Genomic DNA, 15,966 nt, shown 5'->3' on the forward strand with positions numbered 1-15,966 from the left:
GTGGTTCTGGTTATCTAAGGGATGCTCATGCTCGAGAGTCGACAGTCAGCGTTACGGTGTTCTGCCAGGGCGCTTTTTGCCTGTGGTGCCCTGTGGTACTCGGCAATGGCCCCCGCGCTGGGGCTGGGGGACATCACCGTACACTCGGCGTTGAACCAGCCGTTCAGTGCCGATATCGCCTTGCTGGATGTCGCAGACCTTGCCGAGGGCGAGTTGTCGGTACGCCTGGCGACACCCGAGGAATTCAACCGCGCCGGTATCGAGCGTGTGTTTTTTCTCAATGACCTGCATTTCACTCCCATCGTGCGCGGCAATCGCAGCGTGATTCGGGTGGTGTCCAATAAACCGGTCAATGAACCGTTCCTGAGTTTTCTGATACAGGCCAATCAGCCCAACGGTCAATTGCTGCGCGAATACACGGTGTTGATCGATCCGCCGGGCGCTCCCGGTATCGTGCCGTCAACCGATACGGCGGCCGAACTGGCCGCACTCCGCTCGCAGGCTGCCTCGGCCTTTCCTGACGCTATTCCTGTTGAGTCATCATCGCCTGCGGTGCAGGGCAAGCGTTATACGGTGGCCAAGGGTGACACCCTGTGGCGCCTTGCCAAGCGTGTGCATGACGGCGGTAACCCGGCGTCGATCAGTGAGTTGCAGCAAGTCATTCGAACCATGAACCCGGACATTGAGCCCTTGGTGGCGGGCCACACTGTCTTGCTCCCCGAAGTGGCAGCCATGCCGACGACCACGCCTCCCGTTACTGCAGCACCGCTCAGTACTCCAGCTGCTGTCACGGATACACACGCCGAAGCGTTGGCGGCCAGCACGCTGCACAGTCAGCAACTGCAAAAGAACTTCGATGAATTGCAAGCCAGGGCCCATGCCCAGGAAGAACAGATCGCCAGCCAGAAAAAACAGCTCATCGAACTGCAAACCCGATTGGCAGAAGCCCGCACACCGCCGATCGCACCACCCGTCGTAGTGGCGCCGGCAGCGGTAGCGGCGAACGAAGAGTCGGGTGGCTCACACCTGTTGCTGACGGTCGGGTTGTCCGCGTTGGTGCTTCTGTTGCTGGCGGGTTTGTTTGTGCATCGGCGTCAACAGCGTCAGGGGATGCAAGAACCGTTGCCCGTGCGGCCAACCCCAGCCGTCAGCCCGGTGACTGCGCAGGTTCAGCCACGGCCACAACCGGCGCCGGAATATCGCGAAGCGACCCACGGCGCGGATGTGCTGGAAGCTGTCGGTGTCTACCTGACGTACGGGCGCTTTGCGGAGGCAGTGGCCCTGCTGCGTGAGGCGCTGCACAAAGAGCCTCAGCGGTCTGACCTGAATCTGCAGTTGCTGGACGTGCTGGGCAAGCAGGGGGATGCCGATGCCTACGCCGCCCAGGAACAGAACCTGCTGGCGTCGGGTTTCAGCGCGCAGGCGCTGGCAGACATGCGTGCACGGCACCCCAAACTCTGCGACGCGGCCCCCGCTGTCGCACCGGTATCGGCGACACCGGTCGTGCCTGATCCTGCGCCAGTACCCACCGCCGCGGCGCCGGATGAGTTTCAGTTGAACCTGGATGACATGTCGGTGGATGCCAATTGGGATCTGGTCAGCCCTTTCGAAAAACCGACATCGGCCTCGGATTTATCTGATCTCGCATCGAGTGCAAATGACTGGCCCAATGATCCAGAGGTCACCCATAAACAATCAATGGAACCGTTCGCAGCGCCTGACATCGAGTGGTCCGATGCACCGCCATCGGCGTTGGAGGGCGATGACTTTCTTGATGAATTCAAGGACTTGGGTGACACCTTGGCGCTTGAGCCGTTGCCGATGGACGTTGACTCACCGACGCTCGAAAAACCTTTCGCCGGCAAACTGGAACAAGCCCAGACCTGCATCGACGACGGCGATCTGGACAGTGCCAGCCGACTGCTCAACGAGTTGCTCAAGGACGGCGACGAGCCGTTGAAGCAGACGGCTCGTAGCTTGCTGGCGAGTATTCGTTAGCGCGCCGTCAGAAGGTTTGCCCCAGGTTCAGGTAAATCGCCTGCTGGTCGTCATCGTTGAAGCCATAACTGAAGTTCAGCGGCCCCAGTGGTGTGTCGAACCCCAGGAAAATACTGGCGGCATTGATGTAGCCGCTGTCGAATTCATTGTCATTGTTCCAGGCGCGGCCACGCTCCAGGGACGCACCGAGGTACAGCGGGAACTCCAGCGGCAAGTAGGAGCGGGGCGTCAGGCGCCGGAAGTAAACGGCGCGCATCAGGCTGACGTTCTGCCCGGAAATCGCGTCCTGACGGAACCCTGACAGCTGTCGCGCACCGCCCAGCAGGAAGCTTGAACTCACCACCTCGGTCTGGTCCAGCGTGCGGCCATAGCGCCCACCGAGCACGAAGGTGTCGGGTCCGCGGCTCAAGGCCTTGTCCAGTTTGAACTCCCATTGCCGGTACGGTTTGTCGGACCCCAGGCTCGGCGTGAACTGGCGCAACGACAGGCCGATGTCTTCGCCCTCGTGGGCGAAGTACACATTGTCCAGGGAGTCGAACGAGTACTTGAGTTCATAAAAACCTTCGTTGAAGCTTTCGCTGGGCAGGTGCTGGTCACCAATGCGCACATCGGCCTTGCCCCAGGCCTCGCCGACGCCGAAGCGGATTTCGCCGCTGGTGCCGATTTGCCGGCCAACGTTCAGACCGAAGCCATAACGTTCGAGGCGGTATTGGGCCACCGGGTCGTTGTCCAGCGTGGCCTCGACGTTTTGCGCTTCGAACGCTGCGTAAGGTGCAATGAAGTAGCGTGAGCCGACATCCAGCGGTTGAAAGAACTCGCTGTAGAGTTCTTGCTGGTTGCCGATCTGAACGCGGGTCAGCCACTCCGCACCGAGCCGGTTGATGCCATTGACCCGGTAACTGGCGCCAATGTTGAAGGCGCTGTCGCCGCGCATGTCGTCCGAGAGGTTCAGGCCCAGCCGCAAGTAATCGGTGCCGGCGCGTTTGCCCCTCGCGCTGATGACCAGGGTCTGGTCATGCCCCTTGTGCACCACGCGGTATTGCACCTGTTCGAAGTAATCCAGGCCATAGAGGGTGCCCATGTCGGTTTGCAAACGACCCAGGTCCAGGGGCTCGCCGATGCGCTGGCGGATGTAGTAGCGGATCACCTCATCACCGACTTTCGAATCGTTTTCCACTTTGATCGCGGTGATGATCGGCGTGCGCTGGCTTGGCGCTCGGGCCGCCGTCAGCTCGGTATCCAGGGTGTCGGCAGGTCGCAGCCGTGCCAGGCGTGCGTCGAGGATGCGCGTGGCGCGGTATCCGGCGTCGATGATTTCCCGGGAATGGCCGAAATCGGTAGAGCCGAAGCTGGCCAGCGATGGCTGGATCAACACATCATCCTTGTGCAGCGCGGCGAGTTGTTCCTCGGAGTTGCGCCGGGTCATCAGGGTGATCGACTGTGTCAGCACATCGACCACCGTATTCAGTTGCTTGCGGCTGCGCAGCGGCGTACCGATGTCGACCACGATGGCAATGTCGACGCCCATTTCGCGGGCCACATCGAGGGGGATGTTGTCGGTCATGCCGCCGTCCACCAACAGGCGGCCGTCGAGTTCGACCGGTGCGAACACCGCCGGGATCGACATGCTGGCGCGAATCACCTGAGGCAGGTGGCCCTTGCGGAATACCACTTTTTCGCCGCTGGCAATGTCGGTGGCCACGGCGCGGAAGGGGATGGGCAGTTTGTCGAAATCCCGGGTGTCGCTGGCGTGGGCCAGTTTGCTTTCCAGCAGCAGCGCGAGGTTCTGGCCCTGAATCACCCCCAACGGCAAGCCGAGGCTGCCGTCGTCGCGAAAGCTCAGTTTTTGCTTCACCAGAAAATCCCGGTCGTCCTGCTTGCGCCGGAACGGTACGTCCGCACGTGGCGGGGCGTCCGAAAGGGCCTGCTTCCAGTCGATGTCCAGCGCCAGTTTTTCAAGCTCCTCGATCTTGTAGCCCGAAGCGTAGAGACCGCCGATCACCGCGCCCATGCTGGTGCCGGCAATCGCATCGATCCTGATGCCTTGCTCTTCAAGTGCCTTGAGCACGCCAATGTGCGCCAACCCCCGGGCCGCGCCACCGGACAGCACCAGGCCGATCTTCGGTCGCGGGGTATCGGCGGCATGCACGATCAATGGAATGAAGCACAGCAGCAGGCAGGACAGCAGACGACGCATCGGGGATCTCGGGCGAGCGATAAAGGTGGCTATTATAGCGATGCCCTTCGTTCAGGAGTTTTACCTGCCATGCCCGCATTGAAACCGGAAATTGCCATCACTTATTGCACCCAATGCCAATGGCTGTTGCGTGCCGCCTGGCTGGCCCAGGAGTTGCTCAGCACCTTCGGCGACGACCTGGGTAAAGTCTCCCTGGTGCCTGGCACCGGTGGAGTCTTCCACATCACCTGTGATGGTGTGCAAATCTGGGAGCGCAAGGTCGATGGCGGTTTCCCGGAGGCCAAGGTGCTCAAGCAGCGCGTACGTGACCAGATTGACCCGGAGCGCGACCTGGGTCACAACGACCGGACGCAGTAAAAAGGTGCAGACAAAAGACGAAGGCAGGTCAATGACCTGCCTTCGTTGCAACGTGAGGTGCTATTTGGTGGCCATTTTCGATTTGATGAAGCCGGCCACAAACGTCAGGGCCGCACCGCCGACACCGCCACCCACAATACTGCTCAGCAGAGCGGGAATACTCAGGGCACCGGCGGTGATCATGCTGGGCTCGCCCGTCACGGCAGCCAGTATCTGACCGAGAATCAACCCGCCGACACCCCCGACGACCGAGTTGAGCATCGGGCCCAGACTCTGCTTGCTCATGCCTGCGGCATTACCACCGACCACACCGCTGACGATCTGAACGACGAGGCTGACAATGTCCATGGATGAACCCTCTCAATAGCGCTGTGTGAATGACCACTCGTATCAGCTACTTCAGAAGGGCAGGTGTCGCTGGCAACGAGGAGCCTTTATCCGCTAACGAGCAACTGCTGCGGATGTATTAAGTATAGGTAGCCCGCCATTGAGGGGCCAATCATTGGGCGGGGGCGGTTTCGGCGGTTTTTGGGCCGGGACCGCTGCTGCCCAGACGACTCGACACCACAATTGCCACGATGATCAGTGCGCCACCGATCAGCATGCGCGGGGTCGGGTTTTCACCGAACAGCAGCCACGCCACGGTGATCCCGTACACTGGCTCCAGGGCGAACACGACCGCTGCGGTGCGCGCCTTGATCACCGCCAGGCTGGCGACGAACAGGCTGTGGGCGACGCCGGTGCAAAACACCCCGAGCAGGCCGATCCATAACCAATCAAGTGTGCGCACTTCGCCCAGGCCAGGTGCGGCGAACGGCAGCAGGCACAGGGCGACCACGACGTTCTGGCACAGCGCCGCTTGCACCGCCGGGACCCGCCCCGAGCTGGCGCGGTTGGTCAGTGACAGCAGGGCGAACAACAACCCCGAGCCCACGGCCCAGAGCAGGCCGGCGGTGGCGTCGCTGGCGAGGTCGAAATCAGGCGTCACCAGCACCAGCCCAATGCTGACCAACACCACCAGCAGGATTTCGTTGGCGCGAATCCGCTCACGAAAGATCAGCCCTTCGAGGATTACCGTGAACGCCGGGAAACTGGCGAAGCCGAGGGTGGCAATGGCGACCCCGGCGATCTTCACCGCAATGAAAAAGCTCACCCAATGTCCGGCCAGCAGCAGGCCGCTGAGCAACAGGCGCCGCCAGTCGACGGCCCGCAGGGTTTGCCACGGCGTGTTGCGGGCAAACTGCGCAAAACACGCCAGGGCAATGACGGCGAACGCGGCACGGCCAAAGACGATGATGGCAGGTGAGGCGGCGGCCAGTTTGCCGAACACACCCGTCAGGCCAAACATCAGTGCGCCGATATGCAGGGCGCCAAGGGCAGTACGCGGAGTCATCTTGATCCTTACAAAATATGACAGTCAGAGGCGCAGTCTAGAGCCTTGCCTTGGGGAGTGTCTGTCGGCAACCTCGCGTTTTTTAGCGCGAAACTAGCGCTCGCCTGCAGTGCGGCGCAGCTTGCCGGGTGCGGCGCCGAACTCGCGTTGCACGGCGGCGGTGAAGGCACTCTGGGAACTGTAGCCGACCCGACTGGCGATTTCGCCGATGGGCAGCACCGTCTCGCGCAACATGTTTACGGCCAGGTGCAAGCGCCGGCTGCGGATGTAATCCATGGGCGTTTGCCCGCATTCGGCAACGAACCGCGCGTGCAGGCGAGGGCTGGATAACCCGGCAATGCGCGCCAGATCGGCGACCTGCAACGGATAGGCCGCGTACTGATCGATGTGCGCGTTGAGCGCCGCGTAGGGCAGTCGTCGTCCGGTCACAGGGCTTGCGATGTCGCGGTTGAGGCTGGCGAGCAACAACACGGCGCCTTGCTGGGCGATCAGCGGATCGCTCACGGGGCTGCTCGCCAGCCAGCTCACCAACTGACTTTGCCCGGCATCCAGTGGCAGGCGACCGGGCGTGTCGAGCAAGCGTCGGCTGGCGTGCGCATGGTCGCCCAGGGATTGCCCGACCCATTGATCGCTCGGCACGTCCAGCACCAGGCAACGGCTGCCGTTGGGGCTGCCGCAAGTGTGATGGGCGCCGGAGGGGACCACGACAAAACTCTGCTGCTGCACCTGGCTGCCATGGCCGTCGACCTCGAAGTCGAGCGCGCCCGACAGGCCGAACACCAGTTGGGCGTGGTCGTGGCTGTGGACGATCAGGTCGTGGGTGTACTGGCGTAGCGTGAGGATCGGTCTCATCGCGGTCTCCTTGGCAGGTGGCCAGTCTACACCGGGCGCACTCGCGGCCGCGCTGTCATCGGACTGCCGCATTTGTGTCATGGGCTATTAATCGCCCTGGTGCAAGCTCGCAAAAAATCCCGCTGAGGTTGCCCATGACACGTGCCGAATTCGCCAAGCCCAGCCGTAAGCAACGCGTGCGCACCTTGTGGATTTCCGATGTACACCTCGGCACCCGCGATTGTCAGGCCGAGCATTTGTCGCAGTTTCTCAAGGGCTATCACGCCGACCGGATCTACCTGGTGGGCGACATTATCGATGGCTGGAAGCTACGTGGCGGCATGTATTGGCCGCAGGCACATACCAACGTCATTCGCCGTCTGCTGACCATGAGCAAACGCGGCACCGAGGTGATCTACGTCACCGGTAACCACGATGAGTTTCTGCGACGCTATTCGAAACTGATCCTGGGCAATATCCAGTTGGTGGACGAGGCTGTGCATGTCACCGCCGATGGCCGTCATTTGCTGGTGATCCATGGTGATCAGTTCGATGTCATCACCCGGTATCACCGCTGGCTGGCGTTTCTTGGCGACTCGGCCTACGAGTTCACCCTGACGCTGAACCGCTGGCTCAATCACTGGCGGGCGCGTTATGGCTATGGCTATTGGTCGCTGTCGGCGTACCTCAAGCACAAGGTGAAAACGGCGGTCAGTTTCATCAGCGATTTTGAGGAGGCCATTGCCCACGAGTGCGTCAAACGTGAGTTGCACGGGGTGGTGTGCGGCCACATTCACCATGCCGAAATCCGTAAGGTCGGCGAGGTGGACTACCTCAATTGCGGCGATTGGGTGGAGTCGTGTACGGCGTTGATCGAACACTGGGATGGCACGATCGAGTTGTATCGGTTGGCCGATGCGCAAGCGCGGGAAGCGGAGCTGAAGGCAGTGAAAGTGGCGGAGCCTGCATAAACCCCGAAGGGGCGGGTGTCTGAAAGGGCCTCATCGCGAGCAGACTAAGCGCCGCCCGACCCGCTCCCACCTTTGATCTGGGGTGGTCACATATTCTGCACTCACCTCAAATTTCTGTGGGAGCGAGCCTGCTCGCGATGGACCGCGTAGCGGTTCCCTGGATTCGAGGCCAGCGCGTACTCGTCCATCGCCGCTGCATGGCTGTTCGGGACGCTTGATGGCTTGCCGTGCCTAGAACGGCACTTTGCCCAGAATCATGTCGCGGTACATGGCGAAATCACCAAGCAGGCTGTAAAGCGGATGCTGGAACGTCGCGGGGCGGTTCTTCTCATAGAAGAAGTGGCCGACCCAGGCAAAGCTGTAACCGGCCACAGGCAAGGCCAGCAACAGCCACCAGGCGCCTTTGCCAATGGTGAAGGCCAGAATAAAAATCACCAGCGTGGTGCCGATGAAGTGCAGGCGTCGGCAGGTGCTGTTTTCATGTTCGCCGAGGTAATACGGATAGAACTCGGCGAAGCTATTGAAATGCTTGATGTTTTCCACGGAGTCGATCTCGACGGCAGGTGTTCGGTTCAACGGATGCTCTGCGGGGAGCTTATTTGAGTCTAGAGTCATCACTGGTTACAGCCAGTGACAATGGGCGCCACTTTAGTATCCTTCGCAAATCGGGCCATGGATCAGGGCCCCTCATGTAAGTAAATGCCATGAGCGAACGAACGACTTCTGCAAGCTGGGCGATGGGGATTGTCAAAGCACTGGAAATGGACGGTCTGGATTGCCGGGTCTTGTTCAAGCAACTCGGGCTCGACTACGCCGCACTGGATGACCCGGATGCGCGTTTTCCCCAGGACTCCATGACGCGGCTCTGGCAGCGCGCTGTCGAACTGTCGGGTAACCCGGCAATCGGCCTGAACATGGGCAAGGTCGTGCGCCCTGCCTCTTTTCATGTGGCCGGGTACGCATTGATGTCCAGCCGAACCCTGGCCGAAGGCTTTCAACGGTTGGTGCGGTATCAGCGGATTATCGCTGAAAGTGCTGACCTGAGTTTCCGACTGCTGGATGAAGGTTACGCGCTGATTCTGACCGTTCACGGTGATCATCTTCCCCCGACCCGGCAAAGCGCCGAAGCGTCGCTGGCCAGTGCGTTGAGCCTGTGCGGCTGGCTGACCGGACGCACCCTGCAGCCGCGCAAGGTTTTGGTCCAGGGTGCTCAGCCCATGGACCTTGAACCCTATAAACAAGCGTTTCATGCGCCGCTGGTGTTCGATGCGCCGTATGACGCGCTGATTTTCGAACGGGCCGACATGGAAGCACCGCTGCCCACCGCCAATGAAGCCATGGCGTTACTGCATGACCGGTTTGCCGGTGAGTACCTGGCGCGGTTTTCGGAAAGTCGGGTGACCCACAAGGCGAGGCAAGTGCTGTGCCGTTTGCTGCCACAAGGCGAGCCCAAGCGCGATACGGTGGCGCAGACGCTGCACTTGTCGCAGCGCACCTTGCAGCGACGCTTGCAGGAGGAGGGCACCAGTTTTCAGACGCTGCTCGACGACACCCGCCGCGAGCTGGCCGAGCAGTACCTGGCGCAGCCGAGCATGACGCTGCTGGAAATTGCCTACCTGCTGGGGTTTGCCGACCCGAGCAATTTCTTTCGGGCGTTTCGCCGCTGGTTCGATGTCACACCCGGTGAGTACCGGGTGCGATTAGTCGACGCGTCCCGACAGGTCAGTGCCGCCAGAACGCCGGAATACACAGCACAAACACGGTAATGATCTCCAGCCTGCCCAGCAGCATGCCGAACGACAGGATCCACTTGGCGGCATCGGGCAGCGTGGCGAAATTGCCTGCCGGGCCGATGGTTTCGCCCAGGCCCGGGCCGACGCCGGAGACGGTGCTGGCGGCACCGGTCAGGGCGGTCATCCAGTCCACGCCGAGCAGTGACAGCAGCAGGGCGATCACACAGATCGTGATGGCGAAGAAGAACGAAAAAGTCAGGATCGAACGCACAATCTCTTCGTCGAGACGGTGGCCGTTGTACTTCTGCTTGATCACCGCCCGAGGGTGAATCAACTGGTTAAGGTTGGCCTTGAGCAGAATGTAGGCGACCTGGAAGCGGAAGATTTTGATCCCTCCCGCCGTGGAGCCCGAGCAACCGCCGACGAAGCCCAGATAAAAGAACAGCATCAGTGAGAAGTTGCCCCACAGGCTGTAGTCCCCCAGTGCGAAACCGGTGGTGGTGACCACCGAGGTCACGTTCAGCGCCACATGCCGCAAGGCGTCGAGCCAGTGCAGGTTGGTGGTCCACCAGTACCAGGTGCCGAGCACCAGCCAGGTCACCAGCAACATGCCGAGCAAGCCTTGTACCTGCTGATCCTTGAACAGCGCCCGGCGATTACCGCGCAACGTGGCAACGTAGAGGGTGAAGGGCAGGCTGCCGAGGATCATCACCACCACCGCAACCCAGTGCACGGCGGGTTGGCTCCACTTGGCCAGGGACTGGTCGGAGGTCGAGAACCCGCCCGTGGAAATGGCCGACATGGCATGGTTGATCGCGTCGAAAGGGGTCATTCCCGCCCACCAGAACGCCAGGCTGCCGAGCACGGTAATACCGACATAAGCGGCAACAATCAGCCGGGCGACCATGTGGGAACGCGGCATGACTTTTTCGGAACGGTCCGACGATTCGGTCTGAAACAGCCGCATGCCGCCAACCCGCAACAGTGGCAGAATCGCTACCGCCATGCCGATAAAGCCGATACCGCCGAGCCAGTGCAGCAGCGAGCGCCACATCAGGATCCCCGGCGACATGGTGTCCAGGCCGCTGAGCACCGTGGAGCCGGTGGCGGTAATGCCTGACATGCTTTCAAAAAACGAATCGGTGTAACTGATGTGCTGGGTCAGCAGAAACGGCAGCGCGGCGAACACGCATACCACCAGCCAACTGCTGACGGTCAGCAGGTACATGTCTCGCGGGCGCAGGTGCACATGCTCCGGGCGGCCGGGAATCACCAGCGCGAGGCCGGCGACAAAGGTGATCATGCTGGCCCACAGAAACGACGGCAAGTCGCTGGTGCGGTCGTAAATCACCAGGGTCGCCATGGGCACGACCATGCTGATGGCGAGGGTGATCAGGAAGATGCCGATAATGAAACCGATGATCCGTAAGGTCGGCAACGCCATGAAGTCCGCTCGGGCTGATAAGGGAAGGGCGCCATTCTACCTGCGGGGCAGGTCATGTAAACCGGCATGCCGGTGGTGGTTACCGCTAGAATAGCCAATCAATTTTTCAGGAGGTGGCCGATGCAGGCTCTCGACGCTTTGCTCAACCGTGTTTCCGTACCCCGTTTGCTTGACCCGGCCCCGACTGCCGAGCAACGCGAAGTGCTGTTTTCTGCCGCCCTGCGTGCGCCGGATCACGGGCATTTGCAGCCGTGGCGTTTTCTGACGGTCGAGGGTGCGGCGCGTGAGCAGTTGGGCGAGTTGCTGGCGCAAGCCGCACGCCTGCAAGATGCCAATGTGCCGCAGGCCATGGTGGACAAGGCGCGCAATGGCCCGCTGCGTGCGCCGCTGGTGGTGGTTGTGGTGGCGCGTCTGCAAGACCACATCAAGGTGCCGAAGTCCGAGCAACTGCTGGCGGCGGGGTGTGCGGCCCATGGTATTTTGCTGGCGGCTTACGCTCAGGGCATCGGCGCGGTATGGCGTACCGGCGAGCTGGCTTACTCCTCCCATGTGGCCAAAGGGTTGGGCCTGGCGGAAGGCGAAGAGGTGATTGCATTCCTGTACCTCGGCACACCGCAGAACGAACCGCGTGTGGCGGGCAAAGTGGATACCGCTGAATTCGTCAGCGCCTGGTCGGCCAAGGCCTGAATTTGTTTGTTGAGGGCTTGGCTCCTTGAGAACCACCCCTCATCCCAGTGGGGAACGGGAGCATATCGCTATGCTATTCAAACCTGAGTTCGGCTCGGATTTTCAGGTCGCAGTACTTTGAGCAAGCACCTCGGTCAGTCCCCTCGCCCCTTGGGGAGAGGGTTAGGGTGAGGGGTGGATCTTGAAAGGCCCTCAGGGTTGAACCACTGCTCCCGGCACTAACGGCAGATCCAGGCTGGCAATGAACCCGCCCTCCGGGTGATTGGCCAGGATCAGGCTGCCGCCATGGCGCTCCGCTGCGCGCCGGGCGATGGCCAGGCCCAGCCCATGACCTGCCGAGGTTTGGCCGGGGGCCCGGTAGAACGGTTCTCCCAGTTGGCTCAAATGTTCGGCCTCCACCCCCGGCCCGTGGTCGCGCACGCTTACCACAATGCGTTCGCCCTGACGCAGGGCCAGCACTTCAATCGGCTGTCCGGCCGGGTTGAAGCGTTGGGCATTGCGCAGCAGGTTGTCTACCGCCCGTTCAATCATGGTCGGCCAACCCTTGAGGCTCAGATGTTGCTCGGCTTCAACCCGCACGCTTTGCTCCGGCGAACTGAGTTGGGCGTCTTTTTGTACGGTATTGAGCAGGGCATTGAGGTCGACGTCTTCGGCGCTGGCGTTGTCGGCATCGACCCGTGCCAACACCAGGATTTCACTGATCAACGCTTCCAGGCGATCACATTCGCGGGTCAGGCGTGGCCAGAGCTTTTCCCGTTCAGCAGGGCTGGCGCGTTCGGCGAGCGCCAGGGCAATGCGTAGCCGGGCGAGGGGAGAGCGCAACTCGTGAGACACGTCGCGCAGCAGTTGTCGCTGGCTGCCGATCAGGCTTTGCAGGCGTGCCCCCATGCGGTTGAAGTCGTTGGCCAGTACGCCGAACTCGTCGCGCCGGTTAGCCAGTCGCGCCAGGCTGTTTTGCTGATAGGTGGTCTGGCCCAGGTCATGCACCGCCCCGCGTAAACGGCTGAGTGGGCGGGTGATGGACAGCGTCACCAGCAGGCTGAACAGCGTCAGCACCACCAAGGCAATCGCCAGGGCACTGAGGGGCCAAAGCAGGCTGGTGCGGTGCCAGGCATCAAGTTCCGGGTGCGGGATGCGGTAGATCAGCAGGAAGGTTTCACCGCTTTTTGGGCTGGTGTACTCGACCGTCAAGCGACGCCACGGCAAGTGGCTGTCCTTGTTGTCGCTCTGCCGCGCTTCAAACGCAGCGGCCCGCCGCGGGAACGTCCCGCGAACCACCGGGTCGCCGCTTTCGTTCAGCACCTGAACATCAATGTGATAGCGCCGCTTGCGTTTTTCGAGCAGCGCTTGCGCGGCGTCCTCGCCCTGTTCTTCGTAGAGTTGCGTCCACTGTTGCGCCAGGGTGTTGAGGCCCGGGTGACGACTGAGAATCCAGGCGTCCTGATTGAGCATGTGCCCAAGCAGAATCGAAAGCCCTGCAACCAGAGCGATGGCCAGCCAGAAACTGGCAAGGATGCGCCAGAACAATGAACGCACGGGAAGTCCTCAAACAAAGAAAGCCCGACGGAAAACCGCCGGGCTGGGGAGCAGCGCTAGAGCATTATTGCGCTTTTTGCGGTTGTTGGGCTTTCCAGGCCTGGAACTGAGCCCATTCGGCTTTGCGCTCGGCCTGCTTCTTTTGGATCACATCGAACTTCTGCTGTTGGTCCGGCTTGAGAAGGGCACGAATGTCCTTCTCGGTTTTCTGGCGGCCGGCCGCCATTTGGTCTTTCATAGCCTGCTGATCGGCTGGCGAGAGTTTTTGCAGGTACTGCTCTACCAACTCTTTGCGCGCGTGCATCTGCTCACCAATCAGTTTGCGGATCTGCTCGCGTTGTTCGCGGCTCAGATCCAGCTCTCTGTACATGCCTTTGCCGCCATGCATGTGTCCGCTGTAACCGTGGCCATCCATTGGGCCCATCGGGCCTTGGCCTTCTGGCGCGGCCATGGCAATGGTCGGTAGTGCGGCAGCGAACATCAAAGCGATCAGGGTCTTGCGCATGGTGTGTCTCCTTGTCTCGTTCCCGGTGTGTTCCGGATGGGTACAGATTACGGAGATCAAGGTCAGCGGCGGTCAGCGGAGCGTAAAGCTTGGGTAAAGACGTTTTTGCGGCGTGCTGACAAAACTACAGGCTGTAGTAGTAGCCACGGCTGCGCAGGGCAACAATGCGCGGTCGACCGTCGGGGTGTGGGCCGATTTTTTTGCGCAGGTTGCTGACGTGCATGTCCAGGCTGCGGTCATACAGGGTCAGTTTGCGGCCCAGGGCGATCTGCGCCAGTTCCTGTTTGTCCAGCGGTTCGCCGGGCTGCTTGAGCAGGGCTTCGAGCAAACGGCTTTCTGACACGGTCAGGGTGAACTCTTGCTGGTCGATGCTGACGACGCCGCGGACGGGGCTGAAACACAGGTCGCCCAGCTCGATCTGGCTGGACACCGCCGCCGGGTGACTGCGGCGCAGCACGGCGCGCAGGCGGGCGGTCAGTTCCCGTGGATCGCAGGGTTTGGCCAGGTAATCGTCGGCACCCAGCTCCAGGCCGAGGATGCGGTCCAGCGGTTCGCCACGGGCCGAGAGCATCAACACGGGCAGGTCCGGGTGATCGCTGCGCAGTTGCTTGAGCAACTCCAGCCCGCTGCCGTCGGGCAGCATGACGTCCAGTACCACCGCTGCCGGGGCGGTTTCGGCCAGGGCGCGGCGTGCGCTTCGGCCATCGTGACAGGCATGAACCTTGAAGCCTTCCTGGCTCAGCCAACTGCTCAGGAGCTCACACAGCTCCTGATCATCATCAATTAGTAACAGCTCGCTCATGACTCACTCAATTTAGCCATTGCCGACGTTGTCTACGTCCACCACTGGCGAAGATACCGCAGAGCAGGGCCAATAGCGCTACCCCGGCACCCGTGACGAACCATTGCTGCTGATCGGTCAGCAGGCGTGGTTGCGGGTTGGCCTGAGCTTCCTTGAGTTGCAACTTCAGGCGCTGGTTCTCCTGACGCAGGCGACCCAGTTGGGCGCTTTCACGTTCGGTATCGGCACTTTGCAGGTTTTTGCTCAACTCTTCTCGTTGCCGTTCGCTTTCTTTCAAGCGTTGCTGCAACTCGGTGATCTGACTGCCGGCACTCAGTGACAAAGGCGTCGAATGGCCTGACTCAGAGCTTTCCTCGGCATGGGCAGGGGCCCCGATCGATAACATGACCAACAGCAGACACAACGGACCTTGGCGCATCGGAACTCCTGATTCCAATCGAGTGTTGGGCAAGTTGTCGGCAGTTAAACGAGAATAATGAGCGATTGAGTGCGCAATGAACCGACAAGGTTCATTGCGCAGCAATAGATTAAGGCAGGACTTGCTTGAAGGGTTTGACCAGAACATTGGCGTAGACGCCTGCGCCGATGTACGGGTCGGCATCGGCCCAGGTCTGGGCGGCTTCAAGGGAGGCGAACTCGGCGACGATCAGGCTGCCGCTGAAACCGGCAGCGCCCGGATCATTGCTGTCGATGGCCGGGTGTGGACCGGCCAGCACCATGCGGCCCTCGGCTTGCAGCGCTTGTAGCCGCTCGATGTGCGCAGGGCGTGCAGCCAGGCGTTTTTCCAGGGAGTTGGCGACGTCTGTGGCAATGATTGCGTAAAGCATGTCAGTCCTCGGTTTTTGGCGTGGTGGGATCGGCGTCATGCAGGTGGCGGGACAGGTAGATCCCCTGGCCGACCAGGAACAACAGCGTCATGCCCAGGCTGCCGAAGACTTTGAAGTCGACCCAGATGCTCTGGAACGTGAACGCGACGAACAGGTTGGCGGCGCCACAGAACAGGAAAAAACCGATCCAGGCGATGTTCAGGCGCAGCCAGACCGGGTCCGGCAAGGTCAGCGCGTGGCCCATGATGCGTTTGATCAGCAGGCGGTCACCGACGAAATGGCTGCCGATAAAGGCCAGGGCAAACAGCCAGTTGACCACCGGAGCTTTCCACTTGAGGAAGGTTTCACTGTGGAAGGCCAGGGTCAGGCTGCCGAAAACCAGGCAGGCGACGAGTGTCAGCCACTGGCTTTTTTCCAGTTTGCGCTGGGAGATGAACAGGGCACCGTAAACCACCAGGGAGCTGATGATCAGCATGGCGGTGGCGCTGTAGATACCGCCGACCGTCAGTTGTTGACCGGCGATGTCGACGACCCGTGGATCGATTTTGTAGACGATGAAAAACAGCAGAAGCGGGATGAAGTCGATGAATTGTTTCACAGTGGCAGCCAGAAGCAGGATGTGGCGGCATAATAACAAACATATTGGGTCGCGAAAGCGCCAGCTGATTTGAGGTTACACAGTCCT

At 61.1% G+C, this 15,966-nt stretch carries 17 protein-coding genes; 5 read left to right on the forward strand and 12 right to left on the reverse strand.

The annotated features are described in order from the left end of the window. The first annotated feature begins 27 nt into the window (after positions 1-27). The gene (locus AC1Z1G_RS07435) at positions 28-1,998 is read left to right on the forward strand and encodes a motility hub landmark protein FimV (protein WP_483626095.1); all 1,971 of its coding nucleotides are present in this window, start codon (positions 28-30) and stop codon (positions 1,996-1,998) included. A 7-nt stretch (positions 1,999-2,005) separates the two neighbouring features. Here the strand turns inward: AC1Z1G_RS07435 and AC1Z1G_RS07440 are convergent, their stop codons facing one another. Next, the gene (locus tag AC1Z1G_RS07440; protein ID WP_483626096.1) at positions 2,006-4,195 is read right to left on the reverse strand and encodes a patatin-like phospholipase family protein; all 2,190 of its coding nucleotides are present in this window, start codon (positions 4,193-4,195) and stop codon (positions 2,006-2,008) included. Between the two features lie 69 nt (positions 4,196-4,264). Here AC1Z1G_RS07440 and AC1Z1G_RS07445 point away from each other — a divergent pair, with 69 nt between their 5' ends. Further along, positions 4,265-4,552 carry an Rdx family protein gene (locus tag AC1Z1G_RS07445; protein WP_483626098.1) on the forward strand — a complete coding sequence of 96 codons (288 nt, stop codon included), beginning with the start codon at positions 4,265-4,267 and terminating at the stop codon, positions 4,550-4,552. A 60-nt stretch (positions 4,553-4,612) separates the two neighbouring features. Here AC1Z1G_RS07445 and AC1Z1G_RS07450 read toward each other — a convergent pair whose 3' ends face one another. The 3 genes from AC1Z1G_RS07450 to AC1Z1G_RS07460 form a co-directional block, all read right to left on the reverse strand. Then, positions 4,613-4,900: a hypothetical protein gene (locus AC1Z1G_RS07450; RefSeq protein WP_483626099.1), complete on the reverse strand. Its 288-nt coding sequence runs from the start codon at positions 4,898-4,900 to the stop codon at positions 4,613-4,615. Positions 4,901-5,051: 151 nt separating this feature from the next. Next, the gene (locus AC1Z1G_RS07455; RefSeq protein WP_483626101.1) at positions 5,052-5,945 is read right to left on the reverse strand and encodes a DMT family transporter; all 894 of its coding nucleotides are present in this window, start codon (positions 5,943-5,945) and stop codon (positions 5,052-5,054) included. A 93-nt stretch (positions 5,946-6,038) separates the two neighbouring features. Continuing rightward, positions 6,039-6,797: a helix-turn-helix transcriptional regulator gene (locus tag AC1Z1G_RS07460; RefSeq protein ID WP_483626102.1), complete on the reverse strand. Its 759-nt coding sequence runs from the start codon at positions 6,795-6,797 to the stop codon at positions 6,039-6,041. A gap of 134 nt (positions 6,798-6,931) precedes the next feature. Between AC1Z1G_RS07460 and AC1Z1G_RS07465 the strand changes: the two genes are divergently transcribed. Beyond that, the gene (locus tag AC1Z1G_RS07465) at positions 6,932-7,747 is read left to right on the forward strand and encodes a UDP-2,3-diacylglucosamine diphosphatase (RefSeq protein WP_483626103.1); all 816 of its coding nucleotides are present in this window, start codon (positions 6,932-6,934) and stop codon (positions 7,745-7,747) included. A 231-nt stretch (positions 7,748-7,978) separates the two neighbouring features. Here the strand turns inward: AC1Z1G_RS07465 and AC1Z1G_RS07470 are convergent, their stop codons facing one another. Then, positions 7,979-8,290 (reverse strand): Mpo1-like protein, encoded by a 312-nt coding sequence (locus AC1Z1G_RS07470; RefSeq protein ID WP_483627775.1) that lies wholly within the window; start codon positions 8,288-8,290, stop codon positions 7,979-7,981. A gap of 161 nt (positions 8,291-8,451) precedes the next feature. Here AC1Z1G_RS07470 and AC1Z1G_RS07475 point away from each other — a divergent pair, with 161 nt between their 5' ends. Then, positions 8,452-9,513: an AraC family transcriptional regulator gene (locus AC1Z1G_RS07475; RefSeq protein ID WP_483626104.1), complete on the forward strand. Its 1,062-nt coding sequence runs from the start codon at positions 8,452-8,454 to the stop codon at positions 9,511-9,513. Here the strand turns inward: AC1Z1G_RS07475 and AC1Z1G_RS07480 are convergent. Then, positions 9,470-10,924 (reverse strand): TrkH family potassium uptake protein, encoded by a 1,455-nt coding sequence (locus tag AC1Z1G_RS07480; RefSeq protein ID WP_483626106.1) that lies wholly within the window; start codon positions 10,922-10,924, stop codon positions 9,470-9,472. The two genes, AC1Z1G_RS07475 and AC1Z1G_RS07480, sit on opposite strands and share 44 nt — an antisense overlap. Positions 10,925-11,044: 120 nt before the next feature. On the opposite strand from AC1Z1G_RS07480, the gene AC1Z1G_RS07485 reads away from it, so the two are divergent. After that, positions 11,045-11,611, forward strand: coding sequence for an NAD(P)H nitroreductase (locus tag AC1Z1G_RS07485; protein ID WP_483626108.1), 567 nt, complete (start codon positions 11,045-11,047; stop codon positions 11,609-11,611). 192 nt (positions 11,612-11,803) lie between these two features. On the opposite strand, the gene AC1Z1G_RS07490 is transcribed toward AC1Z1G_RS07485, so the two are convergent. From AC1Z1G_RS07490 to AC1Z1G_RS07515, 6 genes are all read right to left on the reverse strand, one after another. Continuing rightward, complete coding sequence (locus tag AC1Z1G_RS07490) at positions 11,804-13,147, reverse strand: sensor histidine kinase (RefSeq protein ID WP_483626110.1); 1,344 nt, start codon at positions 13,145-13,147, stop codon at positions 11,804-11,806. A gap of 64 nt (positions 13,148-13,211) precedes the next feature. Next, positions 13,212-13,652 carry a Spy/CpxP family protein refolding chaperone gene (locus AC1Z1G_RS07495; RefSeq protein ID WP_483626111.1) on the reverse strand — a complete coding sequence of 147 codons (441 nt, stop codon included), beginning with the start codon at positions 13,650-13,652 and terminating at the stop codon, positions 13,212-13,214. 124 nt (positions 13,653-13,776) lie between these two features. Then, a complete protein-coding gene (locus AC1Z1G_RS07500) occupies positions 13,777-14,454 on the reverse strand; it encodes a response regulator transcription factor (protein WP_483626112.1) in 678 nt (225 codons plus the stop codon). Positions 14,455-14,461: 7 nt separating this feature from the next. Continuing rightward, positions 14,462-14,872 (reverse strand): SH3 domain-containing protein, encoded by a 411-nt coding sequence (locus AC1Z1G_RS07505; RefSeq protein WP_483626114.1) that lies wholly within the window; start codon positions 14,870-14,872, stop codon positions 14,462-14,464. Between the two features lie 109 nt (positions 14,873-14,981). Next, entirely contained in the window at positions 14,982-15,281 is a 300-nt protein-coding gene (locus AC1Z1G_RS07510; RefSeq protein ID WP_483626116.1) for a YciI family protein, read from the reverse strand. Between the two features lies 1 nt (position 15,282). Beyond that, on the reverse strand, positions 15,283-15,879 hold the full coding sequence (locus AC1Z1G_RS07515) for a septation protein A (RefSeq protein ID WP_347904695.1): 597 nt from the start codon (positions 15,877-15,879) through the stop codon (positions 15,283-15,285). Between the last annotated feature and the right edge of the window lie 87 nt (positions 15,880-15,966).

It is taken from the genome of Pseudomonas sp. JL27(2026), from assembly GCF_056933555.1.

What these genes read in the sequence shown, in the direction of transcription:
- AC1Z1G_RS07445 (WP_483626098.1), top strand. Translation starts at nt 4,265, where the DNA reads ATGCCCGCATTGAAACCGGAAATTGCCATCACTTATTGCACCCAATGC.
- AC1Z1G_RS07510 (WP_483626116.1), bottom strand. Translation starts at nt 15,281, where the DNA reads ATGCTTTACGCAATCATTGCCACAGACGTCGCCAACTCCCTGGAAAAA.
- AC1Z1G_RS07505 (WP_483626114.1), bottom strand. Translation starts at nt 14,872, where the DNA reads ATGCGCCAAGGTCCGTTGTGTCTGCTGTTGGTCATGTTATCGATCGGG.
- AC1Z1G_RS07450 (WP_483626099.1), bottom strand. Translation starts at nt 4,900, where the DNA reads ATGGACATTGTCAGCCTCGTCGTTCAGATCGTCAGCGGTGTGGTCGGT.
- AC1Z1G_RS07455 (WP_483626101.1), bottom strand. Translation starts at nt 5,945, where the DNA reads ATGACTCCGCGTACTGCCCTTGGCGCCCTGCATATCGGCGCACTGATG.
- AC1Z1G_RS07485 (WP_483626108.1), top strand. Translation starts at nt 11,045, where the DNA reads ATGCAGGCTCTCGACGCTTTGCTCAACCGTGTTTCCGTACCCCGTTTG.
- AC1Z1G_RS07440 (WP_483626096.1), bottom strand. Translation starts at nt 4,195, where the DNA reads ATGCGTCGTCTGCTGTCCTGCCTGCTGCTGTGCTTCATTCCATTGATC.
- AC1Z1G_RS07480 (WP_483626106.1), bottom strand. Translation starts at nt 10,924, where the DNA reads ATGGCGTTGCCGACCTTACGGATCATCGGTTTCATTATCGGCATCTTC.
- AC1Z1G_RS07500 (WP_483626112.1), bottom strand. Translation starts at nt 14,454, where the DNA reads ATGAGCGAGCTGTTACTAATTGATGATGATCAGGAGCTGTGTGAGCTC.
- AC1Z1G_RS07460 (WP_483626102.1), bottom strand. Translation starts at nt 6,797, where the DNA reads ATGAGACCGATCCTCACGCTACGCCAGTACACCCACGACCTGATCGTC.
- AC1Z1G_RS07475 (WP_483626104.1), top strand. Translation starts at nt 8,452, where the DNA reads ATGAGCGAACGAACGACTTCTGCAAGCTGGGCGATGGGGATTGTCAAA.
- AC1Z1G_RS07495 (WP_483626111.1), bottom strand. Translation starts at nt 13,652, where the DNA reads ATGCGCAAGACCCTGATCGCTTTGATGTTCGCTGCCGCACTACCGACC.
- AC1Z1G_RS07465 (WP_483626103.1), top strand. Translation starts at nt 6,932, where the DNA reads ATGACACGTGCCGAATTCGCCAAGCCCAGCCGTAAGCAACGCGTGCGC.
- AC1Z1G_RS07435 (WP_483626095.1), top strand. Translation starts at nt 28, where the DNA reads ATGCTCGAGAGTCGACAGTCAGCGTTACGGTGTTCTGCCAGGGCGCTT.